This window comes from Syntrophotaleaceae bacterium, from assembly GCA_041390365.1.
GTDB lineage: Bacteria > Desulfobacterota > Desulfuromonadia > Desulfuromonadales > Syntrophotaleaceae > JAWKQB01.
This window is the reverse complement of sequence record JAWKQB010000001.1, coordinates 262708-289107: the sequence shown is the minus strand read 5'-3', so window position 1 is coordinate 289107 and position 26400 is coordinate 262708. Positions and strand designations below refer to the sequence as shown.

The 26400-nt window shown below is 59.7% G+C and carries 20 protein-coding genes, 5 tRNA genes and 2 pseudogenes; all 27 read right to left on the bottom strand.

Features of this window, described 5'->3' with window-relative positions; translation table 11 throughout:
• Nucleotides 1-38: 38 nt before the first annotated feature.
• A pseudogene (gene rpoB / locus R2940_01335) lies at nucleotides 39-3901 on the bottom strand (DNA-directed RNA polymerase subunit beta).
• Between the two features lie 222 nt (nucleotides 3902-4123).
• Nucleotides 4124-4510, bottom strand: coding sequence for a 50S ribosomal protein L7/L12 (gene rplL, locus R2940_01330; protein MEZ4598413.1), 387 nt, complete (start codon nucleotides 4508-4510; stop codon nucleotides 4124-4126).
• Nucleotides 4511-4579: 69 nt separating this feature from the next.
• The gene (gene rplJ, locus R2940_01325; GenBank protein MEZ4598412.1) at nucleotides 4580-5098 is read right to left on the bottom strand and encodes a 50S ribosomal protein L10; all 519 of its coding nucleotides are present in this window, start codon (nucleotides 5096-5098) and stop codon (nucleotides 4580-4582) included.
• Between the two features lie 220 nt (nucleotides 5099-5318).
• Nucleotides 5319-6020: a 50S ribosomal protein L1 gene (rplA, locus tag R2940_01320; GenBank protein ID MEZ4598411.1), complete on the bottom strand. Its 702-nt coding sequence runs from the start codon at nucleotides 6018-6020 to the stop codon at nucleotides 5319-5321.
• A gap of 27 nt (nucleotides 6021-6047) precedes the next feature.
• A complete protein-coding gene (gene rplK, locus R2940_01315; GenBank protein MEZ4598410.1) occupies nucleotides 6048-6470 on the bottom strand; it encodes a 50S ribosomal protein L11 in 423 nt (140 codons plus the stop codon).
• Between the two features lie 168 nt (nucleotides 6471-6638).
• Nucleotides 6639-7172 (bottom strand): transcription termination/antitermination protein NusG, encoded by a 534-nt coding sequence (gene nusG, locus R2940_01310; protein MEZ4598409.1) that lies wholly within the window; start codon nucleotides 7170-7172, stop codon nucleotides 6639-6641.
• A 19-nt stretch (nucleotides 7173-7191) separates the two neighbouring features.
• Nucleotides 7192-7380 carry a preprotein translocase subunit SecE gene (secE, locus tag R2940_01305; protein MEZ4598408.1) on the bottom strand — a complete coding sequence of 63 codons (189 nt, stop codon included), beginning with the start codon at nucleotides 7378-7380 and terminating at the stop codon, nucleotides 7192-7194.
• Nucleotides 7381-7412: 32 nt separating this feature from the next.
• Nucleotides 7413-7489, bottom strand: a tRNA-Trp gene (locus R2940_01300).
• Nucleotides 7490-7527: 38 nt separating this feature from the next.
• Nucleotides 7528-7677 (bottom strand): 50S ribosomal protein L33, encoded by a 150-nt coding sequence (gene rpmG / locus R2940_01295; protein MEZ4598407.1) that lies wholly within the window; start codon nucleotides 7675-7677, stop codon nucleotides 7528-7530.
• 49 nt (nucleotides 7678-7726) lie between these two features.
• Nucleotides 7727-8904, bottom strand: a pseudogene (gene tuf / locus R2940_01290) (elongation factor Tu).
• Nucleotides 8905-9022: 118 nt separating this feature from the next.
• Nucleotides 9023-9098, bottom strand: a tRNA-Thr gene (locus R2940_01285).
• A gap of 40 nt (nucleotides 9099-9138) precedes the next feature.
• Nucleotides 9139-9215, bottom strand: a tRNA-Gly gene (locus R2940_01280).
• A gap of 126 nt (nucleotides 9216-9341) precedes the next feature.
• Nucleotides 9342-9426: transfer RNA gene (locus tag R2940_01275), tRNA-Tyr, on the bottom strand.
• A 43-nt stretch (nucleotides 9427-9469) separates the two neighbouring features.
• A tRNA-Thr gene (locus R2940_01270) sits at nucleotides 9470-9545 on the bottom strand.
• A gap of 169 nt (nucleotides 9546-9714) precedes the next feature.
• Entirely contained in the window at nucleotides 9715-10470 is a 756-nt protein-coding gene (rlmB, locus tag R2940_01265; protein ID MEZ4598406.1) for a 23S rRNA (guanosine(2251)-2'-O)-methyltransferase RlmB, read from the bottom strand.
• Complete coding sequence (pyrF, locus tag R2940_01260) at nucleotides 10463-11209, bottom strand: orotidine-5'-phosphate decarboxylase (protein ID MEZ4598405.1); 747 nt, start codon at nucleotides 11207-11209, stop codon at nucleotides 10463-10465. The genes rlmB and pyrF overlap by 8 nt, the downstream gene beginning before the upstream one ends.
• Entirely contained in the window at nucleotides 11206-12429 is a 1224-nt protein-coding gene (locus tag R2940_01255; GenBank protein MEZ4598404.1) for a DUF4388 domain-containing protein, read from the bottom strand. Before R2940_01255 ends, pyrF begins: the two co-directional genes overlap by 4 nt.
• Nucleotides 12430-12467: 38 nt before the next feature.
• Nucleotides 12468-14180 (bottom strand): proline--tRNA ligase, encoded by a 1713-nt coding sequence (locus R2940_01250; protein ID MEZ4598403.1) that lies wholly within the window; start codon nucleotides 14178-14180, stop codon nucleotides 12468-12470.
• 341 nt (nucleotides 14181-14521) lie between these two features.
• A complete protein-coding gene (locus R2940_01245) occupies nucleotides 14522-14728 on the bottom strand; it encodes a hypothetical protein (GenBank protein ID MEZ4598402.1) in 207 nt (68 codons plus the stop codon).
• Between the two features lie 116 nt (nucleotides 14729-14844).
• Nucleotides 14845-15969, bottom strand: coding sequence for a putative sulfate/molybdate transporter (locus R2940_01240; GenBank protein MEZ4598401.1), 1125 nt, complete (start codon nucleotides 15967-15969; stop codon nucleotides 14845-14847).
• A gap of 65 nt (nucleotides 15970-16034) precedes the next feature.
• Nucleotides 16035-16961, bottom strand: coding sequence for a helix-turn-helix transcriptional regulator (locus tag R2940_01235; GenBank protein MEZ4598400.1), 927 nt, complete (start codon nucleotides 16959-16961; stop codon nucleotides 16035-16037).
• 195 nt (nucleotides 16962-17156) lie between these two features.
• Entirely contained in the window at nucleotides 17157-20114 is a 2958-nt protein-coding gene (locus tag R2940_01230; GenBank protein ID MEZ4598399.1) for an insulinase family protein, read from the bottom strand.
• A gap of 104 nt (nucleotides 20115-20218) precedes the next feature.
• Complete coding sequence (locus R2940_01225) at nucleotides 20219-20863, bottom strand: PP2C family protein-serine/threonine phosphatase (GenBank protein MEZ4598398.1); 645 nt, start codon at nucleotides 20861-20863, stop codon at nucleotides 20219-20221.
• A 168-nt stretch (nucleotides 20864-21031) separates the two neighbouring features.
• Entirely contained in the window at nucleotides 21032-21787 is a 756-nt protein-coding gene (ttcA, locus tag R2940_01220) for a tRNA 2-thiocytidine(32) synthetase TtcA (protein ID MEZ4598397.1), read from the bottom strand.
• Nucleotides 21788-21833: 46 nt separating this feature from the next.
• Nucleotides 21834-21965 (bottom strand): hypothetical protein, encoded by a 132-nt coding sequence (locus tag R2940_01215; GenBank protein ID MEZ4598396.1) that lies wholly within the window; start codon nucleotides 21963-21965, stop codon nucleotides 21834-21836.
• A 6-nt stretch (nucleotides 21966-21971) separates the two neighbouring features.
• Nucleotides 21972-25154, bottom strand: coding sequence for an efflux RND transporter permease subunit (locus R2940_01210; GenBank protein ID MEZ4598395.1), 3183 nt, complete (start codon nucleotides 25152-25154; stop codon nucleotides 21972-21974).
• Nucleotides 25155-26363, bottom strand: a complete 1209-nt coding sequence (locus R2940_01205; GenBank protein ID MEZ4598394.1) for an efflux RND transporter periplasmic adaptor subunit — start codon at nucleotides 26361-26363, stop codon at nucleotides 25155-25157.
• Between the last annotated feature and the right edge of the window lie 37 nt (nucleotides 26364-26400).

Genomic DNA, 26400 nt, shown 5'->3' with positions numbered 1-26400 from the left:
GTTTCCGGCGGCATCAAGTGCTGTTGGAGGCCGAACCGTTACTCCTGTTCTTCCAGAAGTTCCACGTCGAGGCAGAGGGACTGCAGCTCCTTGATAAGCACGTTGAAGCTTTCCGGCAGTCCCGCCTCAAGGGTATGTTTGCCCTTGACGATGGCTTCGTACATCCGGGTCCGTCCGGCGACGTCGTCGGACTTGACGGTCAGGAACTCCTGAAGCGCGTGTGCGGCACCGTAGGCTTCCATGGCCCAGACTTCCATCTCGCCCAGGCGCTGGCCGCCGAACTGGGCCTTGCCGCCGAGGGGCTGCTGGGTGACCAGGCTGTAGGGCCCGATGCTGCGGGCGTGGATCTTGTCGTCGACCAGATGGTGCAGCTTGAGCATGTACATGATGCCGACGGTGACCGTTTCCTTGAAGGGTACCCCGGTTTTACCGTCGTACAAGGTCATCTGGCCCGACTCGGTGAAACCGGCCCTGGTCATCTCCTGCTTCATCTGCTCCTCGGTGACCCCCTCGAAGACCGGCGAGGCCATAGGCACTCCGAGAGAAAGCCGCCGGGCAAGCTGCAGGATTTCGTCGTCGGAGAGCCCGGCGAGGAACTTGTCGAGGTTCTTGTCCTTGTAGACATCGCCGATCTTTTCCCGCAGAGCGTCCGGGCTGAAATGCCGATCGAGATATTCCTGGATCTGCAATCCCAGTCCCCGGGCGGCCAGGCCTAGATGGGTCTCAAGAATCTGGCCGACGTTCATACGGGAGGGAACGCCCAGGGGATTGAGGACGATTTCGACAGGGGTGCCGTCCTCCATGTAGGGCATGTCCTCTTCCGGCAGGATGCGGGACAGCACACCCTTGTTTCCGTGACGACCGGCCATCTTGTCGCCCACGGACAGCTTCCGCTTGATGGCAATGTAGACTTTGACCATCTTAATGACGCCCGGAGGCAGGTCATCACCCCGCTTGATCTTTTCGATCTTGTCGGCGAAGACCCCTTTGATCAGCTCCTCCCGGTCGGCCAGACGGCTGAACAAATCGGCCACCCTGGCTTCGGCATCAGCAGAATCGACCAGGGAGATTTCACTCCAGCGGGCGAAGGGGATTTTTTCCAGCATTTCGGCTGAAATTTTGCTCCCCTGCGCAAGCAGCCACCTCGCCGGTGGCAGAGGTGACGTCGTTCCCGCAGCAGCTTCTCCTCCGGAGAGAGCTGGGTCTCGCCCTTCGGCGTGATCTTGCCGACCAGGATATCTCCGGGCTTCACTTCCGCTCCGATGCGGACAATGCCGCTCTCGTCGAGGTCCTTGAGGGCGTCCTCGCCGAGGTTCGGTATATCGTTGGTGATCTCCTCCTTGCCGAGCTTGGTATCCCGGGCCACACACTCCAGTTCCTCGATATGAATGGAGGTATAGCGGTCTTCCTTGACCAGCTTTTCGGAAATCAGGATGGAATCCTCGAAGTTGTACCCTTCCCAGGGCATGAAGGCGACCAGCACGTTCTGCCCCAGGGCCAGTTCGCCCCACTGGGTCGAGGGCCCGTCGGCGATGATCTCGCCCCGCTTCACCCGGTCGCCCTGATGAACGATCGGCTTCTGGTTGAGGCAGGTGTTCTGGTTGGAACGGGCGAACTTGGTCAGGGTGTAGATATCGACCCCGGTTCCCGTTTCGTCCACTTCCCCTTCATCGATCTTGACCACGATGCGGGCCGCATCGACGCTTTCCACCACCCCGTTGTGGCGGGCGACGACGGCAGCACCGGAGTCGTGGGCAACGATGCGTTCCATCCCGGTTCCGACCAGAGGAGCATCCGCCCGCAGCAGGGGCACGGCCTGGCGCTGCATGTTCGAACCCATCAGGGCGCGGTTGGCGTCGTCGTTTTCCAGGAAGGGGATCAGCGAGGCGGCGACCGATACGAGCTGCTTGGGCGAAACGTCCATCAGCTCGATCTCGTCGCTGATCATGAGCATGAATTCCCCGTTCTTGCGGGCATTGACCATTTCGTTGACGAACCGCCCCTCTTCGTCGAGGGGAGCGTTGGCCTGGGCGATGGCATGCCCTTCCTCCTCCAACGCGGAGAAATACTTGATTTCGTGGCTGACGACGCCGTCCTTGACCAGGCGGTAGGGGGTCTCCACGAATCCGTGCTCATTGATTCTGGCATAGGTGGACAAGGAGGCGATCAGACCGATATTCGGACCTTCCGGAGTCTCGATCGGGCAGACCCGGCCGTAATGGGTCGGGTGTACGTCACGCACCTCGAAACCGGCGCGCTCGCGGGTCAGACCGCCGGGGCCGAGGGCCGAGAGACGGCGCTTGTGCGTGATCTCGGAGAGCGGGTTGGTCTGATCCATGAACTGGGACAGCTGCGACGAGCCGAAGAACTCCTTGACCACGGCCGAAACCGGTTTGGAGTTGATCAGGTCGTGGGGCATGAGACTGTCGACTTCCTGCAGACTCATCCGCTCCTTGATAGCACGCTCCATGCGCACCAGACCCACCCGGTACTGGTTTTCCAGCAGTTCGCCGACAGCGCGGACACGGCGGTTGCCGAGATGATCGATATCGTCGATCACACCCTTGCCGTTGCGCAGGTCGATGAGATAGCGGACCACCTCGAGAATGTCTTCCCTGGTCAGCGTGGTCTGCTCCTCCGGTACGTTGAGCCCCAACTTGTAATTGAGCTTGATCCGGCCGACCACAGACAGGTCGTACCGCTCGGGGATGAAGAACAGCCCTTCGAAAAGCGCGGCGGCGCTTTTGACGGTCGGAGGATCACCGGGGCGAAGACGCCGGTAAATTTCGATCCGGGCGTCGTCGGGGGTGGCCATCTTGTCCTGCAGCAGGGTCTCACGCAGGTAAGGACCCACGTAAATGTTATCGATGAACAGAACGCTGAACTCGTTGATGCCGCGAGCCCGCAGTTCCTGCAGCTTGTCCAGCGTAATCTCCTCGTTGCACTCGACCAGGATTTCGCCGGTTGCGGTATCGACGATATCGACCGAAGCCACCTTGCCGACCACATCTTCCTCGGGTATGTCGATGAATTCCATACCCTTTTCGGCAATCTTGCGGATAGCGGCCTTGGTGAACTTGCGGTTGGCCTTGACCAGTACTTCGCCATCGGGGGCGACGATGTCCGTGGCGGCCCGCTGCCCGCTGAGCAGATCGGCGTTCACCCTCTTTTTATAGCCTTCTCCGTCGATGAGGATGTTTTCGACGTCGTAATAGTAGTTCAGCAGCTCTTCGGTGGAATAGCCGAGAGCCTTGAGGAGTACGGTCGCGGGAAGTTTGCGACGCCGGTCGATACGAACGTAGAGGATGTCCTTGTGATCGAAATCGAAATCGAGCCAGGACCCGCGATAGGGGATGACCCGGGCGTTGTACAGAACCTTGCCGCTGGAATGGGTTTTACCCTTGTCGTGGTCGAAAAACACACCCGGCGAGCGATGGAGCTGGCTGACGATGACGCGCTCGGTACCGTTGATGATGAAGGTTCCGTTTTCGGTCATGACCGGAATCTCACCGAAGTAGACTTCCTGCTCCTTGATATCCCGGATGGACTGGACACCGGAGTCCTTGTCGGTATCCCAGGACACAAGGCGCACCCGCACCTTAACCGGGGCGGCGTAGGTCATGCCCCGCTGATGGCACTCGTCCACATCGTACTTGGGGGTGCCCAGTGTATAGGAAACGTATTCCAGCGAGCAGGTTTCGCTGAAGTCGCGAATCGGAAAAACCGATCTGAAAACGGCTTCAAGCCCATGGTTTTGCCGCGCAGAAGGAGGGATTTCGGCTTGCAGGAAACGTTTATAAGAATTTTTCTGGATGTCAATCAGGTTGGGTATATCTATAATCCGCTGGATATCAGCGAAATGTTTCCGCAGAAGCTGGTTATTCGCAATCGAATAAGCCATGTTTTCTCCTTTAGCTGAAGAAGCTGGTTTTCGTCGGGAAGCGAACCGATTCCCGCCACCCCGAGGGAAAAGCAGCGGCTTGCGTGAGACGACTCGTACTTTTCCGATTAGAAACGCGTTTCCGTTCTTTTCAGGGCATCCCGAGGGAACAAGTCAACGAAAGCAGAATAGCCAAGGCCGCACTGAGCGACCTTGGCTAAGGGCGATACTATGGAACGGCAACTACTTGAGCTCAACAGTGGCGCCGGCTTCCTCAAGCTGCTTCTTGAGTTCTTCGGCTTCAGCCTTCGGCATGGCTTCCTTTACGGTCTGAGGAGCACCGTCAACGAGGTCCTTGGCTTCCTTGAGCCCAAGGCCGGTAGCGGCGCGAACCGCTTTGATGACGTTGATCTTCTTGTCGCCGGCGCTGGCCAGGATGACGTCGAACTCGTCCTTCTCCTCGACAGCGGGACCGGCGGCAGCCGCACCGGCAGCGGGACCTGCAGCAACGGCGACGGGAGCGGCGGCGGAAACGCCGAATTTCTCTTCCAGTTCTTTGACCAGCTCGGCCAGTTCCAGCACGGTCATATTTTCGATGAATTCAACAACTTGTTCTTTGGTGATAGCCATCTTGGATTCCTCCCAATTATACCCTAAGCGGTATTTTGTAAACGCTGATTTTTTTGAGCCGGCCAACCGTCAGGCGGCCTTCTGATCCTGAATCGCCGCCAGTACCTGAACCAGGGAGCGGGGAACGGCCGCCAGAACGCCGACGAAGTTGCTGACCGGAGCATTGATCGACCCGAGCAGCTTGGCCAGAAGAACTTCCCTGCTGGGCAGATCAGCCAACGCCTGCACTTCGTCCACGGACAGAAGCTTCCCGCCGAGGGCGCCGCCTTTGAGTTCGAAGTTCTTGTTGTTTTTCGCAAACTCCGAAAGGACTTTCGCCGAGGCAGCGGGATCGTTCTGGGCGAAGGCGACGGCCGTTGGGCCGGCCAGCAGCTTATCCAGACATTCGGCTTCGGTTCCTTTGGCTGCCAGTCGCATCAAGGTATTCTTGACGACCCGGTAGTCAACGCCGACGGCGCGCAACTCGCCCCGCAGCTGATTGGTCTTTTCAACATCAAGACCACGGTAGTCGGCCAGGAAAGTTGCCTTGGCCGAACTGAGCAGATCCGAAACTTCCGCTATGACCTTTTCCTTGGATTCTTTCTTCACAGTCTCTCCTCCTTTCTCTCGTGATGGGAACCGGTCGGTTCCTTGTTCCCGTCAAAGGTTAGGAAGAAGAGAGTGGCTGACGCCATTTCTTCCTTGAGCCTCGGCAGGCGGAAAACCCATTAAACGCTTTGCAGCGTGCCTGCTGTCTTTGACCAGGAATAAAACGTTTCAGTCTATTACGAAAAATCGCAGTTGGCGAAAAAAGCCAACTTTTCGTTACTTACTTGACCAGGGCCTGCAGACCGGGCACATCCAAGCTCACGCCGGGTCCCATGGTGCTGGAAAGGCAGACCTTCTTCAGGTAAGTTCCCTTGGCGGTGGGGGGCTTGGCCTTGACCAGTGCATCGAGAAGTGCCACCAGATTTTCCTGCAGCTTGACCGGCTCGAAGGACACCTTTCCCAGCGGAGCATGGACAATGCCGGCTTTTTCAACCCGGTACGCGACCTTGCCCGACTTGGCCTCTTCGACAGCCTTGCCGACCTCGAAAGTCACGGTCCCCACTTTCGGGTTGGGCATGAGGCCCCGCGGACCGAGAAGACGGCCGATCTTGCCGACCACACCCATCATGTCGGGAGTGGCGATGGCGGTGTCGAATTCATACCACCCGCCCTGAATTTTTTCCACCAGGTCGTCACCACCGACATGATCGGCTCCCGCATTCTTGGCTTCCAGGGCTTTTTCACCCTTGGCGAAGACCAGAACGCGGACGGTCTTGCCCAGGCCGTTGGGCAGAACAACGGCACCGCGCACCATCTGATCGGCTTTTCTCGGGTCGACGCCAAGGCGAACTGCAACTTCGACGGTCTCGTCGAATTTGGCATGGGCAGCTTCCTTGACCAGAACAATCGCTTCCTCGACAGAGTAGTTCCGGGTCCGGTCGACCTTGGCCTTGGCTACTTTATGTAATTTTCCTGTTGACATTTTGCGCACTCCAGAATCTGGCAGATATTAAACGATTTCCAGGCCCATGCTGCGAGCGGTCCCTTCAATCGTCCGCACGGCGGCATCGATATCAAAGGAATTGAGGTCCGGCATTTTCAGCTCGGCAATCTCCCTGACCTGCTGCTTGGTGACCTTGCCGACCTTGTCCTTGTTGGGCACCGCGGACCCCTTGTCGATTTTTGCTGCCTTGAGCAGCAGCACTGCCGCGGGAGGGGTTTTGGTGATGAACGAAAAGGACCGGTCCGCATAGACGGTAATGACGACCGGAGTGATCATTCCGTCCTGACTCTGGGTCTTGGCGTTGAACGCCTTGCAGAATTCCATGATGTTGACCCCATGCTGGCCCAGGGCAGGGCCGACCGGGGGCGACGGGTTCGCCTTTCCGGCTGGAATCTGCAGCTTTATCATTCCAACAACCTTCTTGGCCATGAATTACTCCTTAACTGGTTTCTTCCCGGATATATTTTTCCCAATCACTGGGGGCTGACAGCGCCGCTAGCCCGCCGAACCCCTACCAGGTTCCGGGCCGGAAAGGCATCTGCTCGATCCGGAACGACCGGATGAAAATGCAATCAGCCCTGTATTCCCGCTCAGCCGTCAACTGGTCTTTTCCACCTGGATGAATTCGAGCTCGACGGGGGTGACCCGGCCGAATATGCTGACCATCACCTTAAGCTTGCCCTTGTCGGGCTTGACATCTTCCACAACCCCGGTGAAGTTGAGAAAAGGTCCATCGACCACCCGGACCGTTTCTCCGACCTCGAAGGCCACCTTGGGCTTGGGCCGTTCGACATCCTCTTCCATGCGAGCCGTAATCTTGTGAACCTCTTCGTCGGGGATCGCGGCAGGAACCGTACCGCCTCCGACGAAACCGGTCACCTTGGGTGTGTCCTTCACCACGTGCCAGGTCTCGTCGTTCAATACCATCTGCACCAGAATATAGCCGGGGAAAAACTTGCGCGTTGAGGTCCTGCGCTCCCCCTTCTTCAGCTCAACCACGGTTTCCGAGGGAATCAGGATTTCGCCGAACTGTTCCTCCACGCCGAGGGCGCGTATCCGCTCCTCGAGGTTCAGCTTGACCTTGTTTTCATAGCCGGAATAGGTATGTACCCCATACCACTTCATCGTCATATAGTCTCTTTTTGAGGCCTCAACCCCGAATGAGGGTTCGGATGGCGGTGGACAGGGCCGAGTCGACCAGCCAGAGAAAAACACCTACCGCAAGCACCAGGACAATGACCGCCAGAGTGGATGCATAGGTGTCTTTTCTGGAGGGCCATGTCACCTTTTTCATCTCTTCCTTGACCAGGCCAAGGAAGTTGCGCAGTTTGCCAAACACGGCCACCCCTATTATCAAGCTATTGGTTAATTTGGCAGGCCAGGAGGGATTCGAACCCCCAACACCCGGTTTTGGAGACCGGTGCTCTAGCCGTTAGAGCTACTGGCCTGCAACTCTCGCCACAGCCGAAAGCTTCGCCCTTGAAATCTACTTGGTTTCCCGATGAGGGGTATGCTTCTGACAGAACCGGCAGTACTTCTTGAATTCGAGCCGTTCCGGCTTGGTCTTCTTGTTTTTGGTCGTCGTATAGTTGCGCCGCTTGCACTCGGTGCAGGCGAGGGTGATAATGTCCCGCATGATTCAACCCTTCGGCGGCCCTCAGGTGGAGGGCCGCCTCGAACGAGAGTTATTCGATAATGTCGCTGACAACGCCGGCGCCGACGGTGCGGCCGCCCTCACGGATGGCGAAGCGAAGCTCCTTGTCCATCGCGATCGGCGTGATCAGGTTCACGGTCATTGCAGCGTTGTCGCCGGGCATGACCATCTCAGTGCCTTCGGGCAGCTCCACGATACCGGTCACGTCGGTGGTCCGGAAGTAGAACTGCGGACGGTAGCCGTTGAAGAACGGGGTGTGGCAGCCGCCTCTTCACTGGTCAGAATGTAGGCCTCGGCCTTGAACTTGGTGCGGCGTGATGCTGCCGGGCTTCGCCAAGAACCTGGCCGCGCTCGATGTCCTCGCGCTGACGCCGCGCAGCGGGATCCCGACGTTGTCGCCGGCTGTCCTGATCGAGCAGCTTGCGGAACATCTCACGCGGTGACCGCCGTCTTCGTGGTCGCCTTCATCCCGACGGTCTCAACCTCGTCCTGAACCTTGACGATCCGCCACGCTCGGTAAACCGGTGGCCACGTTTGCGCTGACCGGAGATGGAGAAAACGTCTTCACAGGCATCGAAACGGCTTGTCGATGGCGCGCTCCGGCTCAGGTGTGGCTGTCGACCACATCCATCAGCTTCATGGCGATGGCCTGGCTGCTTCATCCCCTTCAGACCCCTTCAGGGCCGCTGCCGGCAATGATGCCGGGGAATGTCGTCGCCAGGAAAATCGTAGGCGCTGACGGCTCTTGCGCTTCCAGCTCCTTTCAGCTCGAGCAGCTCCTCGTCGTCCACCATGTCGGCCTTGTTCAGAAATACCACCGTGGCGGGCACGCCGACCTGACGGGCCAGCAGAATGTGTTCGCGGGTCTGCGGCATCGGACCGTCGGCGGCCGACACCACCAGGATCGCTCCGTCCATCTGCGCGGCGCCGGTGATCATGTTCTTGACGTAGTCGGCATGGCCCGGGCAGTCGACGTGGGCGTAGTGACGGTTTGCGGTCTCGTATTCGACGTGGGCAGTGGCGATGGTGATGCCGCGCTCGCGCTCCTCCGGAGCGTTGTCGATGGCGTCGAAGGCCTTGAATTCGGCCAGCCTTGGAGGCCATGACCTTGGTGATGGCGGCCGTCAGAGTGGTCTTGCCATGGTCAACGTGACCGATGGTCCCAATATTTACATGGGGCTTTGTTCTTTCAAATTTGGCTTTTGACATTGCGTCAACCTCCCTTTTTTTTAAAAACTCGCTTGGACTTAAGTGGGGCCGCCTGAACCTGGACCGGGGCCGTTAATAAAAGACGGTCTAAACAGAAATATCCCGCAAAGCAAATAAGTGGAGCCCACAACCGGATTTGAACCGGTGACCTCATCCTTACCAAGGATGCGCTCTACCGACTGAGCTATGTGGGCCTACTTCGATTGCCTTCGCCGGAAATTGCCATCTTAATGATGGAGCGGGAAACGGGACTCGAACCCGCGACCCTCAGCTTGGAAGGCTGACGCTCTAGCCAACTGAGCTATTCCCGCCCAAAACCAACGACAACCATCCTATGAGAAGCTTTGTGGACTACGCACCGGCGCCACCTCCAGTACGATCGGCCACAGCCTCCTGGAAATTGGCAGCCGGAACCTCGTCCGGCAAGTAATATCAAATGGTGGAGGGGGGAGGATTCGAACCTCCGAAGTCTACGACGTCAGATTTACAGTCTGATCCCTTTGGCCGCTCGGGAACCCCTCCAGTAGATGCGTCCTCGGCTGGCAGGACACGCTTCGTAGCTCACTGGAGCTGGCGACAGGAATTGAACCCGCAACCTGCTGATTACAAGTCAGCTGCTCTACCGATTGAGCTACGCCAGCATCAGAGCACAGAAGCCCTTTATACACCCAGAGAACCTTCTGCACAAGTTTTTTTTCAGCTCATCCCTGCCATAAACGACAATGGCGTTGTGTATATTCCATTTTCCGGAGGAAGTCAACCCTGTTTGTGGGATTTTTTTTTTGCGGATGTGAAGGGATTTTCCCCGATTCAATTCTCTTCAGATGACTGCCGTTGCCGCACCACTTCAAACAGGGCAAGGGCCGCCGCCACCGAGGCATTCAGGGAAGAGACCCGCCCAGCCATGGGAATGGCCAGCAACAGGTCGCAGTGGCGCCTGACATTGGCACGCAGTCCCGACCCTTCGCTGCCGACGACCAGCACGACATCGCCGGTCAGATCCGTCCCCTTATAGAGAGACACGGAATCACCTTCCCCCGCAAGACCGTAGACCCACATCCCTTCGGACTTGAATTTTTCCAGAGTCCGGGCGAGATTGGTCACCCTGCACAGAGGGACGTGTTCCAGAGCTCCGGCTGAAACCTTATCGACCACCGCCGTCACGGGACAACTGCGGTCCCTGGCCATGATCACGCCATGACATCCGGCCGCATCCGCACTGCGCAGGATGGCGCCGAGGTTATGAGGGTCGGTGATGCCGTCCAACACCAGGAAAAAAGCTTTCTGTCCCGACTGCCGGCGGCGAACCAGCAGATCCTCCAGATCGGCATAGGCGAAGGGCTCTATCTCCAGCAATGCCCCCTGATGGTGAGAGGTCCCGGCAAGGCGGTCCAACTCCTGGCGTTTCTTTCTGATCACCGGCACATTTGCCCGGCCGGCTTCCAGGAGAATTTCCTGGTGACGAGAGGATTGACTGCCCTCCGCCAGAATCAGCAGGAGAGGCCGGCGACCTCCGCCGAGCAGGGCTTCCCGGACAGGATTTATTCCGTAGATGAATTCAGCCATGGGGTGAACGGCCTGCGAGAGCCGCCGCCATCTCCTCAACGATCATACCGGCGGCGACCATCGGGTCCGCGGCTGCAGCGATGGGCCGCCCCACCACCAGATAATCGGCCCCGGTGGCGATGGCGGCAGCCGGCGTGGCGATGCGCACCTGATCATCTGCTGCGGCGAAGGAGGGCCGCACTCCGGGGGTCACAATGACAAAGTCTTCCCCGCAGGCCCGGCGAATCGTCTCGACTTCGCGGGGCGAAGCCACCACACCGTCCATTCCGGCATCCCTGGCGAGCAGGGCGAGCCGGGTGACCATCTCCTCCACGGACCGGTCGATCCCTACCGCCTTCAGGGTCTCCTCGTCGGAAGAGGTCAAAATGGTTACGGCGAGCAGCAGCGGACGGCGACGGCCTTCAACGGCGCACTGCCTGTCCACGGTTTCAACGGTCCGCCGCATCATGGCAGGCCCGCCCAGTGCATGGACGTTGCACATCATGACGTCGAGGCGGCTTGCCTCGAGAGCGGCCATGGCGACGGTATTGGGGATATCGTGAAACTTGAGATCGAGAAAAACCTCACCCCCGGCGGCACGAATCATCCGCACCACCTCAGGCCCGCATCGGGTAAACAGCTGCTTCCCGACCTTGAACAGGCCGACCTTTCCTGACAGAAGCCGGACCCATTCCCGGGCCTCCTCGGGCGAATCCACATCCAAAGCAAAAATCAGCCTTTCACGCGCAGTATCGATCATCCCTTCCTCTCGAGAATATTTTTTATCCGCCGGGGTATCTCCTGGACCTTCTGGAGCAGGTCGGCCGAACCTGCGCTCCCCAGATCGCGACGCAGGGCATGACACTCCATGTAAACCAGCTCGCTCATCGATTCGGCCAGGAGCTTCTTTTTGTCCCGTTCGCCCAGTCCTGCCAGATTCGCCAGCACCCGGCTGCCTTCAACAGAGCCGTTCTCCAGGATTTGGACATCTCGGAAGACATAGGAAAACGGCGAGGGTAAAACCCTCAGGAAGTGCCGGACCTCGTCGATGAAGCCGGGGTTGATTTCCATGATGCGCCCGAAAAGAGCGGTCAGCACGCTGTTGAAAATGCTTAATATTTCGCCTATATCGCCACTGATCGTGAAAACCGGCGGATCCTCCATCTGAATCGCCCGCTTCAGGATCAACTGATACAGCAGCCGCAACCCCTCCAGTTCAGCCAGCCCGCTACGCCTGAGAACCGAACGGGCATTGAGCCGGCCGCGGCCGATGACCGCCAGCATTCGCTGCTCTTCTTCCTCCAGTTCGATCCGTTCCCTTCCTGTAAGCACGGGAATGGCCTCGAGGCTGCCGACATGGCGCATGAAAAGGGTCCGTTCGTCGATGCGCCGCAGCCCCTCCATGATCAGGTTCTGGGTACTCATCTGCAGGCGGACATCGTCCCCTTCCCGCACCGCTTTCTCCCGAAAGTAGAAACTTCCTTCCTTGAAAGTGAAGAGATTATACACGATCACCTCGACCTGGTTTTGCGCGGCCGTCCACAGCTCCTCTGCGGAAATGATCCCCTTTTCGACCAGCATGCGACCCAACTGGCTCTGGCTGATCTGAAGCTGGCGGTACTTCAGCAGGGAGTCCCGATCCAGCTTGCCGAGATCATGAAGGATTTCACAGATATGCTCCTCGGGGAAGGTACTGGCTGCCTGCACGATCTCCCCCTGATAAAAGGTGATCTCCTTGCGCCCGAGCTTGAGATCGAGGCAGAAGGTGCCGGTCTTGCGGAACATGTTGATGAAGGAAAGGATATCGACCACGGCCATCTCCCCCACCAAACCGGCCAGGGAAACTTCACTTTCCGCAGAAAGGAACAACAGGTGTCCCGGGCTGTGGGAGACCAGATCCAGGGAACGGCTGCCCAGTTCCTTGACGGCAAAATAGGGCAGAGCGAGCCGGCCGCTGCTGTCGATGGCTTTACTTTTCATGAACTGCTCCTTCTCCAGGAGACAACCCGAACGGGCGATCAGCAGGCCAGGGCCCGACGGATCTCCTCACCGAGAACGGCCCCCGCCTCGGTCAGCGGCAGCATCCGGCGTTCCCCGCCGGCGCGCACCTGCAGCTCCACGGCCCCCTCCTTCAACCCACGGGCGCCGACGGTCAGTCTCAGCGGAATGCCGATTAGGTCGGCATCCTTGAATTTGCTCCCCGGCCGCTCGTCCCGGTCGTCGAACAACACCTCAACCCCCTCCTGCAGCAACTCGGCGTAGAGTTTTTCAGCGGCGGCCAGAACCTCCTCCTCGCGAGGATTGACCACCGTGACCAGAACCTGGAAGGGAGCGATCGGCAGCGGAAAAATCATGCCGTTTTCATCGTGATTCTGCTCGATGGCCGCTGCCACCGTGCGGCCGATGCCGATGCCGTAGCACCCCATGAAGAGTTCCCGCTCCGCCCCCTGGTCGTCGAGGACGGTGGCGCCGAGTGCCGCCGAGTATTTGGTGCCGAGCTTGAAAACGTGTCCGACCTCGATCCCCCGCCAGGTTTCCAGCCGGCCGGTGCACCGGGGACAGGGATCGCCGGCCACCGCCAGACGCAGATCGGCGAAACGGGCCGGGGTAAAATCGCGCTCCAGGTTCACACCGCACAGATGGTGATCCGCCTCGTTGGCGCCAACGACGAAATCGCCCATGTTTCTGACTTCCAGATCCGCATAGACCGGCACCTGGAGGCCGACCGGACCGGAGAAACCGCTCGGCGCGCCGGTCAGCCGCTGCACCACCTCCTCGGCGGCCAGTTCCACATCATTACACCCCATCAGGCGGCAGAGCTTGATTTCATTCAATTCCCGGTCGCCCCGCAGCAGTACCGCCACAGTGTCGCCGGCATCGGTCTGCAGCAGCAGGGTCTTGACCAGTTTTTCAGGCATGGTGCCCAGAAAAGCCGCCACCTCCTCGATGGTCTTCTTCCCCGGGGTGGCCACTTTCTGCAGGGATTTCAACGGGGCGGACGGCTCTTGGGGCACCACCAGTTCCGCCTTCTCCACATTAGCAGCATAGGAGCAGCTGTCGCAGGATACGATGGCATCCTCCCCCGATTCAGCCAGTACCATGAATTCATGGGAACTGGTACCGCCGATATTACCCGTGTCCGCCTCAACGGCCCGGAATTTCAGTCCGCAACGCTGAAAAATGCGGCAGTAGGCCTGAAACATCTTTTCATAGGCGACATCGGCTGCCGGCTCATCGAGATCGAAGGAATAGGCATCCTTCATAATGAATTCCCGCCCCCTCATCAGTCCGAACCGGGGCCGGATCTCGTCGCGGAATTTGCTCTGGATCTGAAAAAGATTGAGGGGCAGCTGCCGGTAAGAGCGGACCGTACCCCGCACCACGTCGGTGACGACTTCCTCGTGGGTCGGACCGAGGCAGAAGGGGGCTTCCTTGCGATCGCTGAATCGCAGCAGTTCCTTGCCGTAATCCTGCCACCGTCCCGATTCCTGCCAGAGCTCGGCAGGAACCACCATCGGCATGAGCAGTTCGATGGCACCGGCCCGCTCCATCTCCTCCCTGACGATCTGCTCCACCTTTCGTATCGACCTGAGCCCGAAAGGGAGATAGTTGTAGATTCCGGCAGCAACCTTGCGGATCATGCCGGCACGAAGCATCAGCTGATGACTGGCGACTTCGGCATCGGCCGGGGTTTCCTTGAGTGTGGGAAGCAGATATCGGCTGTAGCGCATGGGAGAATTCCTCTGATCTGAACGGATGAGATTTAATGGCGGACTGACCGCGGGTACCAGGAGCAGCAGGGATAAGGTGCCCTTTTTCGGATGAAAACTAGCCTATTTCAATTCGGAATGCAAGAAACTCCTTGAGTTTCTCCCCCTCTCGATCACCATGGCCGAACAGATCAAGAAGATCGAGGCCTGGGCGTTCAAGAGGGCCGTTCCCGCCGGCGGAAGCAGCGAACGATGAAAAAACGGCCGGGACGGAAAATCGGGAAGCAGCCTGCCCCCGATTTTTTCGTCTTCCGGCCGTTTGTCAGAGAAAAGCAGAACTTTTCCCAGATCCGCGCCAATCCCTATTTGTTTGGCCGGGGTTCCTCCCTCGGCCTGCGGTCCGTCATGCGATTACCGTAGACGATCGGAATCATCGGTTCGCCGTTGCACTGCAGGTCTGCATCGCACTCGGTCCAGCAGACATCGCCCTTGCAGACCTTGGTCACGGTCAGTTCGATATCGTACTCACCTGCCTTGCCGATCAATTGGTCACCATCCTTGATTTTCATGACTGCTCCTTTCGATCGGGGTGAAACCGGCTTGCCGCAAACGGTTTGCGCGGCCAACCGAACGGACATCCAAATTATAACGCATAACCCCAACCCTCGCACCCCGCGCGCATCTCTCAGCCGGAAGTCGGCACCTGCCGGCGATTTCTGAAATGCCTGCAGATTCGATCGACGGCAAAGCCTGCCAGAAACCCGAAGGCCATGTTGGTCCACAGGGAAACAGCAAGGGTCGTCCCAAGGGGCACCAGATCCCATCCCCAGCGCACGTCCTTAGCGAACTTGGTCAGCTCGACTCCGACCAGAAACATCATGGCACCGACGATGGCGGTCGGGAAGGCGGCAAACAGGGCGGCGATGGAGCCGGCCAGAAACAGCCCCATAGCGATTTCCAGCACCCCTTCGATGATGTTCGTGCCCCCGGTCCGCGCCCCGAAATAGTACTGGCCGGCAAGTCCCCCCGCACCGTGGCACATGGGCATGCCGCCGAACCAGGGAGCAATCAGGTTGATGACGCCCATGTTGAAGGACAGCTTTTTTTCGCTGACCGGCCGGTCGGGCCAGTACTCGCGAATCAGCACGGCGGTGGCGATGACGGCATTGGTAGCCGTCAGCGGCAACTGGGAAAAACCGGCGGCGAGCAGGGACTGCCAGATCTCCTTTGGAGAAAAGGTGGTCATTGAAGGCAGGGAAAAACCGGGAGACGCAATCTGTTGAAAATCCCCTCGGACCAGCATGATCGCCATGCCCAGCACCACCAGCACCACAGCGGCAGGGGCATAACGGGACCGGCGCAGCAACAGGACGATCAGCACCGAAACCAGGCCGAGCGCCCACCAGTCGGCCATCATCTCGAAGGCCTGCATGGCCAGCAGCACCCCGAGGGCCACCTGAATCCCCCGAATCACGGATCGGGGGGTGATTTTCGCCAGCCGGCTCATCAGGCCGGTAACCGCCATGAGCAGCCAAAGAATCCCCATGGCAAACCCGGAAGCATAGACCATGGAGGGGCTCCACTGCTGGGCGATGGCCACCACCGCGAGGACCTTCATCGGCTCAACGGGCATCGGCAGCCTATAGGTCAGTCCGGTGAGCACATTGGTCAGTCCCATCATCACCAGCAGGCCGGCGGGATTGACCCCGCAGACCACGATATAGCCTATGGCCAACGGGAACAGGGTACCAAAATCGCCCATGGCACCCGCCAGCTCCCGCATGTTGAATTCAAAGGATTTGATTTTCAAGGCTGGGTTCCGAAACTTTGGAGAGGAGTAAGGGCCAGATTCGGTCCTGGGACCGGATTGGAAGTTCAGGCCGGTGCCGGGCTGTTTTCCCGGGGATAGAGCATCTTCCCGGCTAGGTCCAGATCGTAGCCGGGGAGATCATCGGCCAGGTTGCGGAATTCGGTTTCGTGCAGCATGCCCAGAAAAAGCTGCACCCCCCTGTCGAAGAAGTAGTCCTTGGGGATGAGAAGATCGAAGCGTTCCCACTTCAGCGGGACGAAATCGAGGTGCAGCAGAGCGGCGACGGACCGGATGGAAAGCCCGACGTCCGCCCGCCCGGCCAGGACTTCCATGCCGATATCAAGGTGGCGGGGAACCTCGTTGCCGTACCCCCTGACACGGGATGGCTGCAGGCCGGCCCGCTGCAACTCACGATCGAACAGCATGCGGGTGCTGGTGCCGAGCGGCCGGTTGACGATGACCAGATCTTTCCGGCCGATGTCGGCACAAGTGGAGATCTTGTGGGGATTGCTCCTGGCCACCACCAGTCCCTGCTCCCGGCGGCAGAAATTGACCACCGCCGGCAGGGCTTCGAGTTCATTGGCGGCGAAGGAAAAGTTGTAGTCCTGGCCGTCTTCCTCGGCCAGATGACTGGTGGCCATCTGGCACCAGCCCTGGCGCAGGGCCTTGAGGCCCCCGAGACTGCCGAGAGCACCGAACATGGCGATATGATCGGCATTCATCTTCATGAACAGGGAGAGCGCTCTTTCGAACAGAATATCGTCGCTGCCGGCCACGAGCAGCAGGCCGGGATGGGGAGCCAGGGATTCCGAACGGGAGGGGAAATTGATGGTTCTGCTTTCCACCCACTGCTCGACGAGGTGCGCCGGGAAAAGCCACTTGCCCGTAATCTTCGTCGCAGGCAGGCCTTTTTCCGTGATCAACGTATAGACCATCTTTTCGTTGACGCCCAGCAGTTGAGACACTTCCCGTGTGGACAGCAGTTTTTCCATGGCTTTCCTTCCTTCTATAGACCGGTTTATTCATGGGCTTCGTTGCGAAACCGGCAAGTGTGCGTCATATCAAGCCAAGCGCAGGGAGTTGCCCTGCAGGCGTACTTGCAGTACGTCGAAGCGCAACGAGCGAGCACGGCTTGAGATGGCGTGCAACTGCCGGTTGCAGCAGAAGTCTTTCATGGATAATCCGGGCTACAGTTTTTCCAGGGTCAGGGTCTGCCCGAGCTGCCGATTGGCCTGCTGCAGCAGCTCTTCCGCCGACACCACCGCAACCGCTCCCTCCGCCCACCGCTGCAGCAGATAACCCTCCGCCAGTTCCATCAGATGTGCCCGGTCGACAGCCAGAACCCGCTCCCGGAAAATTTTGCGCATCTCCCGGGTCACCCCCTGCAACTGGTCTTCGAAATCCCGATGCCCCTTCCCGCCCGGCGATAAGGGCCGGTCCAGGTTACTGAAAACCGCCAGGATGGCTTCCCTGATATCCTCCTCGCCGTACCGGCCCGAAGCAGCCCACTCAGCCGCCCCGCGGTAGACATCGAGGGTGCGCAGCAGATGCGGATCGCGGTAGGAGAGCATGGAAAGCAGTCCCTTATGCGCGTCGAAATTGGCCATTCCGCCGTAGGCCCCGCCTTTTTCCCTCACTTCACGGTGCAGATAACCGGAGCGCAGCAGCTTGGCCAGCACCATCAGGCCGGCTGAATCGGGGTGGGTCAGAGGCACTGTGGGGAAGACGCGGGCGACATAGGATACCGGCACCGGAGCGGCCCAGCCCACCGCCCTTTGCAAGAGAGGCAGTTCCGCCACAGGCGAGTTTTCCCTGGATCGGTCAGCGGCAAGCGCTCCGAAAAAGCGCTCCAGGGACGGCCGTATGTCTGCAAAGGCTTCCCGCTCGGCAGTTACGGCGCAACGCAGCCGCATGCTGGCGAAGGCCAAACGGGCCAACTGTTGCAGTTTGTCCGCCAGCTCGCCAAGTTGCTCGGGAGACCGGGCGGCGACGCTTTTGATCTGACGGATCAGATGCAGGCCTCCCCACTCCTCGCGCAGACGATTGCCCGGGGACAGCGCGGCAGCCGCGGCTCGCGCCGCATAGCTGTGTCCCGACCCGGGCACACTGTTTTCAAGGGAGGTCTTGACCTGATTGATCACCGTATGCAGACGCTTGAGGTCTGTAAAATCGGGAGAACGGCAGATATCGGACAGAATATCGAACATCCGGTCCCGGTTCCGCAACAGAGCCTTGCTGCGGATTTCAATGGACAACTGATACTGGTCCAGGGAAAAGGGGTTGCTCAGCACCCCCGCGTCGACATGAACACCCCCCGTTGCGGCAGTGATCCGTTCAGCCATTTCCAGATAGCTGTACCCGGCGGCGCCGATTTTTGGAAGCAGGGAGCAGAAAAGAGGGACATGGGGAAGCAGATCCCGGGGCAGATCGTTCAGCTCAAGATTGGCTGCGAAATAGGCGATGCCGTTGGTCGGCTGATTGAACCAGTAGACGGGTACGTCGGCCTCCTGCTCCAGCTCCCAGGTTACCGGCCGCTCTTCGGCAGGGATATCGGACAACTGCAGGGTCGGCAGACAGTCAAGATTCTCCTCGGCCTCCTGGGCCTCCTGCAGTTCGCGGGCCCGAGCCACGATCTCCTGCCTCGCCCGCTCGTCGAGACCGGCCTCGAGCGCGGCGAGGCGGGCGGCGACCTGCCGTTCCTCCCGTTCCTTCTGAGCGGCATCAGGGGCCAGCAGAAGGGTCACCCGATGGCCATTTTCGAGCAGCTGGCTCCGGATCAGCTCAGAGAAGAAAGGTCCGTCAGCCAGCTCCTGGCGCAGCTTCGCGAGGTTGTCATCCAGCAGCAGGGGCGAAACCGGATCGCCATCGTGCAGCCAGGGGCCCATCATGCGCATCAGCAGCAGCAAGGCATAAGGATACTGATCCCCGACCACCTCCCTGTGGGAAAACTCCAGCTGGTGAATCGCCGCTTCGATCTGTTCATCCTTGAAACCGGTACTGGCAACCTGCTCCAGGGTGGCAAGAACCAGACACTCGATCTCCTCCACCTTGTCCGGATCGGTCCCCTGGAGTCCGGCCGCGAAATAGGTTTCCCGATTGTCGTCGTGATAGCCCGTTCCCGGCGCCAGGTTCTGGCCCAGGCCCGAGTCCAGCAGGGCCTTGTAGAGAGGAGCGGCCGAGTTGCCGAGCAGCAGCTGCGACAGAAGGGTCATGGCCAGGCGCTGAAAACTGTCGGAAATGGGGCAGGTCAGCCAGGCCACCTGGACCATGGAACGATTGTTCATCGGCTCCCCGGGATCCACCGGAAAGGATCCCTCGAAGCGTCGAGGTTCTGTGTAACGTCTTTCCGCCGGCACCTCGCTGTCCACCTGAAGGGACTGGAAATGTTTCAGGGCCTGCTCTTCGATGACGGCAAGATGGCCTGACAGAGGGAGGTTGCCATAGGTGAAAAACCAGGCGTTGGAGGGATGGTAATAACGCCCGTGAAACGCTTTCAGCTCTTCATGGGTCAGATCGAGAATATTCTCCGGTTCTCCTCCGGAATTGAATCCGTAGGTGGTGGTCGGGTAGAGGGCATGGGTGAGGCGACGGTGCAGCAGGGAACCGGGATCGGCCATGGCCCCTTTCATCTCGTTGTAGACCACGCCCTTGAAGGTCAGAGGCGATTCGGGGTTTTCGGGTTCGGCAAATTCGACCCGGTGACCCTCCTGACGGAAGTCCCGCTCCCTCAAGAGGGGGAAAAAAGCCGCATCCAGATAGATGTCCATCAGGTTGTAGAAATCCGTCTCGTTTTGCGAGGAGAAGGGATACAGGGTCCAGTCGCTGGAGGTCAGGGCATTCATGAAGGTATTCAGGCTGCGCTTCAGCATGCTGAAAAAAGGATCCCGCACCGGATAGCGCCGGGAGCCGCAGAGAGCCGTATGTTCGAGGATATGGGCCACGCCGGTGGAATCTTCCGGCGTCGTGCGGAACCCGACACCGAACAGGTTGTTGTCATCCTCGCAGTCCAGGTGAACCATGCGGGCACCGGTATTCTCATGGATCAGCTGGATGAGCGTCGTATTGAGTTCCGGCAGCGGGGTGATATCGGTGACCCGAAAACCGTGCAGCCGGGTCCCGGGTTGAAGATGCAGTGCGGTGGTCATTAAGGAGGGGCTCCTTTTTTTGGATGAAGGATGAAAGTTGACCCCGAATCTGCCGGAAGGAAAGCGGTAGCTCCGGCGGGTGCGCAGATCAGAGCCGACCAGTCCTAGAGACTGGGGATATCGATGACAATCGCGGTGCAATCGTCCTCGGGAGGATCGGGGGCCCCGAAATCTTCCAGGGCCTGAAACAGGGAGTCGAGAAACTCATGGTGGCCCTGACTCCTGTTTTTCATCAGCTCCTCTATCCTGCCGGTGCCGAAAAGCTGCCCTTTGCTGTTGAAGCTTTCACTGATGCCGTCGGTGAACAGCAGGACCCGATCCCCTTTCTCAAACTGAAAAGTACGCATTTCCAGTTCCGGTTCAGCAAAATAACCGAGTGGATGGGCGGTGGCGTTCAGGCAAAAGATCTCCTGGCCGCTTCTGCACACCCGGGGCGCGACGTGTCCGGCGTTGACATACTGCATCGTCAGGGTCTCCGGATCGATGATGCCGTAAAACAGGGTCGTTGAAAAATAATGGTCGAATTTGCGGGAGCGTTTGGCGAAATACTGCAGGAACCGGTTGACCTGGGCCGCCGTTTCCAGCGGCGTACAGCCATTCGCAGAAGCCCGGTGGAGAAAACCGTACAGCAGTGACATCACCACCGAAGCCTGCAGGCCGTGCCCGGTCACGTCCCCCAAAAACAACAACTGGCATCCGTCGTCCAGCCTGATGAAGTCGAAATAGTCGCCGCCCAGACCACGGGCCATGCGGTTTCTCACTCCAACACAGCACCAGCTGCAGACCGGCGACCCTTTCGGGAAAAGCAGCCGCTGGACCTTGCTGGCAATGTCAATGTCGATATCACGAAAGTTGCTGTTCGGCATTTGGCAAACAATTATATCAGTTGATCCGTCTCCAGGCCGGTGCAGAAGGCCTCAAAAAAACTTCAGTTCGCGATCCAGCAGGTGCCGGGGTTGCACGTTGCCGAGAGCGCCGAGGAGACTGCCTCGCAAATGAGGTATATCCTTGCTCAACTCCTTGACAAGGTGCTTCATTTTTCGCCGATTGCGGTCCCCGCTGGCGCCTGCGGGACAGGCGCAGGCAATCACCGGAAAATCGTTGGCATAACTGAATTCAATGATGTCCCGCTCCTCGACATAGACCAGCGGCCGGATCACCGTATGCCGTTCGTTGTCGGCCAGCAGCTTGGGGCTCATGGCCTTGATCGTGCCAACGAAAAACTGGTTGAGCAGCAGGGTTTCGATGAAGTCATCCAGGTGATGGCCGAGAGCGATCTTGTTGCACCCGAGTTCATCGGCCACCGAGTAGAGAACACCGCGCCGCAGACGGGCACAGAAGGCGCAGTAGGAAGAACCGGGCCGGCGCTTTGTTTCGATGATCTGGTAGCAGTCGGTCTTCTCCATCCGGTGGGCAAAACCGTGTTGCTTCAGATGCTGCTCCAGCGGTTCCGGACGATAGCCGGGGAAGCCGGGATGGACATTGACCGCCACCAGTTCGTAGCGGATCGGCGCTCGGCGGCGCAGGCTTTCGAGAATGTGGAGCAGTGCGTAGGAATCCTTCCCCCCGGACACCGCCACGGCAATCCGGTCCCCCTCCTCGATCAGCTGAAAATCCCCCACGGCCCGGCCGACCTGCTTTTTGATTTTGTTGAAAAGACGATTTTCGATCACTGGCAAAGCTTGTTTCCTTATTCTTAAGGCTTGCAAGCTTTTTAAGCTATTTCGGGGGATTTTGCAAGGCGGAAGGGCGAAGGGCAAGGGCGAAGGCATGGACGACATGGACGCTGTGGACTGAGTGGACGGCAAGGTCCACATCGTCCATGCCGTCCATCAAGTCCACTTTGTCCACCTTGCCCTACCTGTTGGCGCTCTCCTGAGCATCCTCGTGATCGGCGTGCTCCGCCCGCAGGCCCAGCAGGCCCCGCACATCCTCCAAGGCCATGTACAGCGCCGGGATCAGCAGAAGGGTGATGCCGGTGGCAAACAGGATGCCGAAACCGAGGGAGATGGCCATGGGAATGAGGAACTGGGCCTGCACGCTCTTCTCCAGGATCATCGGAGCCAGGCCGAAAAAGGTGGTCAGGGAGGTCAGCAGAATCGGTCGGAAACGCCGTTGCCCCGCATCCAGCACAGCCTGCATCAGGTCTTCGCCCCCCTCCCTCCGATTCTGATTGACCCGGTCAATGAGCAGTAGCGAGTCGTTGACAACCACCCCGGAGAGGGCCACGATGCCGAAGACACTGAGAATGGACAGGCTGTGCCCCATGAGCAGATGGCCGGCGACCGCCCCGACGATGCCGAAGGGGATCGCGGCCATGATGATGAGGGGCTGGCTGTAGCTGCGAAACGGTATGGCCAGCAGTGCGAAGATGGCAAACAGGGCCAGCTGGAATCCGCTGGCCATGCTGGCCATCGATTTGCGCCGCTCCTTCTCCTCCCCCTCCATGTCGAAGGACAGTCCGGGATAATCGTGCTCCAGATCCCTCAGCAGACCCTGTCGAAGATCGGTCAGGATCTCCTGGGCATTGGCGGTCTTGCTGTCGACACTGGCGGTGACGTTGATGACCCGCTTGCGGTCGGTGCGCTTGATCTCCGAATACCCCCGTCCTTCCTCGACCCAGGCCGCACGCTCCAGCGGAAGCTCTCCCCCCTGAGGAGTGCGGATGCGCATCCTCTCCAGCCCCCACAGGGTTTCGCGATCCTGTTCGGGAAAACGCACCATGACCTTGATCTCATTGCGTCCCCGCTGCAGGCGCAGGGCCTCGGCGCCATAGAAAGCGCCGCGAACCTGCCGGCCAAGATCCTCTTCAGTGATGCCGAGGGTGCGGGCCTCGGGCTTGAGGCGGATCTTCAGTTCCCGTTTGCCCCGGCTGTAGGAATCCTCGATATCCCCCACACCCGGATAACTGGCGAGTCCTCTTTTGAGGCGATCCGCGGCCTCCGCAAGCACATTGAAACTTTCATGGGCCATCTGAATGTCGATATTGGCCCCCATGCGGACCAGGTTGGACTTGAAGACGATGGAGTCCGCCCCCGGCACCTCGCCGACCCTGCGCCGCCAGGCATTGGTGATCTGAGTGGCCGAGACATCCCGTTCCTCACTCTTGGTCAGAAACAGGGCCATGTCGGAGAGATGGGCCCCGGAACCCTGGCCGAGGGATCCGGTGGGGCCGCCCTGGGCGATGGTGCCGCCGACCACAGCGTAAAAGTGTCGCAACAGGGACCTGTCATCCTCGGTCTCCTGCTCGAATTCGGCGATGGTCTCCATGGCTTTCTGCTCGATGAAACGCACGATCCGCGCAGTTTCCGAGGCCGGAGTGCCGGGGGGCATCTGCAGGGAAGCGGTGATCACGTCTCCGTCCACCTCGGGCATGAAGGTGAACTTGATGATCCCGCCCCTGACCACCCCGATGGCCAGCATCAGGCATGCCGCAGCCGCGGCCAGGGTTACATAACGGTTGGCCAGACAGACCTCCAAGGCCCGTCGGTAGGGACCCCCAATGAATCGATCCAGAAGTTTGCCGAAACCGCGGCGGAGACGGTCGATGCGGCCGATAGGTCCCTTGCTTTCCGGACGCCTCTTGCCCAGGGCGAGATGAGCGGGGAGCACGAACAGCGATTCCACCAGAGACACCAGCAGGATTGCGATCACGATCGTGGGGATGACGCCGATGAATTTGCCCATGGTACCGCTGATGAACAGTAGCGGGGCGAAAGCGGCGACGGTGGTGAGGATCGAAAAGACCACCGGCACGCCCACTTCCTGGGACCCTTTCACGGCGGCCGTTAGATAGGGAATGCCGCGCTGGCGATGCTCGTACACATTCTCCCCGACCACGATGGCGTCGTCGACGACGATCCCGAGAGCCAGGATGAAGGCGAACAGGGAGATCATGTTGATGGACACCCCCAGCCCCGGCATGAAAAAGAGGGTGCCGAAAAAGGAGATGGGGATGCCCAGCATCACCCACAGGGCCAGGCGGATCTCCAGGAACAGGCCGAGCACCAGAAATACCAGGATCAGGCCGAAAGCGGCGTTCTTGAGCAGCAGATTCATGCGGCTTTCGAACAGCTCGCTGGTGTCGTTCCAGGTGGACAGCTTCACCGTTGGCGGCAGCGAGGCGGCCTCCTCCTCGACGTACTGCTTGACCAGATCGGAGATGATCGTCGGCTTCTGCTCGCCGACCCGGAAAACCTTGACCATGGCTGCCGGTTTGCCGTCGAAAGTAGCTGCGGTGTCCGTCTCGGCAAAGGTGTCCCGGATCTGGGCAATATCGCTCAGGCGGACTTCGGTGCCGTCGGCATTGGTCACCACCACGATATCCGCATAGCCGGGACCGAAGTAACGGCGCTCCTTGGTGCGCAGCAGGATCTCCCCGCCCTCGGTGCGGATGGTGCCGCCGGGCAGGTCGAGGGAGGCCCTGCGCACCCGCTGGGCGACCTGATCGAGGGTCAGGTTATGGCGGCGCAGATTCTCCTCGGGAATCTCGATGGCAATCTCGTAGGGACGCACCCCGCCCAGATCCACCTGGGTGATCTGCGGATAGGTCAGCAGGTCGTCACGGATCGCCTCGGCCCGCTCCCGCAGACTCCGTTCCGACAGATCCCCGTAGACCACCACCGAGATCACCTCCTGGCGGTTAAGCAGCTTGCTGACGATCGGCTCCTCGGCATCCAGCGGAAAGGTGGTGATACGATCCACTTCGCTGCGCACGTCCTGCAGCACCTTGTCCGGATCCATTCCTTCCTGGACCTCGGCGAGAACCGTACCTATCCCCTCGGCGGCGGTCGCCTTGATCTGGATGATGCCGTCCACCCCCGTCAGGTTCTCCTCGATCTTGAGCAGGATACCCTCTTCCACCTCCTCGGGGCCCGCTCCCGGATAGGGAACGCTGACCGAAATCCAGTCGAGGGCAACCTCGGGAAAGACTTCCTGCTTGACCTTGGGGCCCAGGAGCATTCCGCCCACAACGAACACCAGCATCAGCAGGTTGGCGGCCACATGATGATTGGCCATCCAACGGATTGCGCCATTCATCTATCGAACCTCCTCGGCGGTTTCTGTTCCGGCCGCCGGCGCCTCACCGACCACCCGCAGCTTCATACCTTCGGCGGCGCCCCCCAAGTTGGTCAGCAACACCCGTTCACCGGCCGCCAGGCCGTTGCCGATCACCACCTCGTCCCGGGTCCGGCGCACCACCTCGACCGGGCGGATCTTCAGATGATCGCTGTTCATCACCCAGACGGTTTTTCCGTCACGCAGGGCGGAGGCGGGAATCACCGCCACATCCTGCAGCCGGGCTCCCTCCAAAACGACCTGGACGAAGGTGCCCAGGGCCAGGTCCGGCCGCCGGCCGTCCTTTTTCTGCAGCCCGTAGGGATCGTTCACGGCCACGACCAGGCGGACCATCCGCCCCTGGGGATCGACGTCGCCCAACCGGCGTACCACCCTTCCCTGCCAGCTGAAGGTCTCCTCGCCGGCGACCAGCTGGATAGTGGCTGCGGAGCCCTGGATCGGGCTTCCAGGACCGGGAATCTGCAGCCAGGCCAGTTCCTCCAGCGGCAGTGGCACCACGATTTCGGCCTGATCGGTTCCCGCCAGCATGGCCACGGACGTCCCGGCGCGAATGTACTGTCCGACGTCGACCGATTCTGAACGGATCATACAATTGAAGGGTGCCCGCAAAACCGTCCGGTCAAGGTCGAGTTCAGCCTGCTGCAGGGAGGCTTTGGCGGAAAGAAGAGCGGCCTGCGCATTCTTCATCTGGGGTTCGAAGAGCACCAGGGGATTGGGCTCCTCACCATTGCCGAGCTGCAGGCGGTCCCATTCCTGGCGGGCGATCCGGGCCTGCCCCTCCATGGTTGCCAGGTCGTACTCGGCCTTGGCCAGAGCGGCCTGGGCCCGATCCAGGGCCAGGCGGTAATCGGCGTCCTCGATCCGGAACAATATTTCCCCCTTTTGGAAAAAACCGCCCGCGATGAACCCGGGAGCGGTTTCCAGCACCCGGCCGTCGACCTGGGGAACCAGGCTGATTTCCCGCCGCGGCTGCACGGTGCCGGTGCCCTGGACCCGAACCTGCCGTTCACCGCGGGTCACCGTCATCACCTCCACCAGCGCTCCGGGGTCCTCCCGCACCTCTTTGACCGGTTCGTGACGACTGAGAATCAGGGTGCGCATGACCACCAACCCAGCTATAAGAATCAGCAGGGGGAGGCCGATTTTGATCATTTTGGATTTGAGGCTCATTTGCGACTCTCTGGGCTAATAAAGGTTTTGCTCATAG

Excerpts from the sequence above, each read along its gene's own strand:
- nusG (MEZ4598409.1), bottom strand. The coding sequence starts at position 7,172 with ATGACGATGAAGTGGTATGGGGTACATACCTATTCCGGCTATGAAAAC.
- R2940_01205 (MEZ4598394.1), bottom strand. The coding sequence starts at position 26,363 with ATGAGCCTCAAATCCAAAATGATCAAAATCGGCCTCCCCCTGCTGATT.
- rlmB (MEZ4598406.1), bottom strand. The coding sequence starts at position 10,470 with ATGGCTGAATTCATCTACGGAATAAATCCTGTCCGGGAAGCCCTGCTC.
- R2940_01245 (MEZ4598402.1), bottom strand. The coding sequence starts at position 14,728 with ATGAAAATCAAGGATGGTGACCAATTGATCGGCAAGGCAGGTGAGTAC.
- R2940_01230 (MEZ4598399.1), bottom strand. The coding sequence starts at position 20,114 with ATGACCACCGCACTGCATCTTCAACCCGGGACCCGGCTGCACGGTTTT.
- R2940_01210 (MEZ4598395.1), bottom strand. The coding sequence starts at position 25,154 with ATGAATGGCGCAATCCGTTGGATGGCCAATCATCATGTGGCCGCCAAC.
- R2940_01255 (MEZ4598404.1), bottom strand. The coding sequence starts at position 12,429 with ATGAAAAGTAAAGCCATCGACAGCAGCGGCCGGCTCGCTCTGCCCTAT.
- rplK (MEZ4598410.1), bottom strand. The coding sequence starts at position 6,470 with ATGGCCAAGAAGGTTGTTGGAATGATAAAGCTGCAGATTCCAGCCGGA.
- R2940_01225 (MEZ4598398.1), bottom strand. The coding sequence starts at position 20,863 with ATGGCCCGTGGTCTGGGCGGCGACTATTTCGACTTCATCAGGCTGGAC.
- pyrF (MEZ4598405.1), bottom strand. The coding sequence starts at position 11,209 with ATGATCGATACTGCGCGTGAAAGGCTGATTTTTGCTTTGGATGTGGAT.
- rplL (MEZ4598413.1), bottom strand. The coding sequence starts at position 4,510 with ATGGCTATCACCAAAGAACAAGTTGTTGAATTCATCGAAAATATGACC.
- rplA (MEZ4598411.1), bottom strand. The coding sequence starts at position 6,020 with ATGTCAACAGGAAAATTACATAAAGTAGCCAAGGCCAAGGTCGACCGG.
- R2940_01250 (MEZ4598403.1), bottom strand. The coding sequence starts at position 14,180 with ATGCGCTACAGCCGATATCTGCTTCCCACACTCAAGGAAACCCCGGCC.
- rpmG (MEZ4598407.1), bottom strand. The coding sequence starts at position 7,677 with ATGCGGGACATTATCACCCTCGCCTGCACCGAGTGCAAGCGGCGCAAC.
- R2940_01235 (MEZ4598400.1), bottom strand. The coding sequence starts at position 16,961 with ATGGAAAAACTGCTGTCCACACGGGAAGTGTCTCAACTGCTGGGCGTC.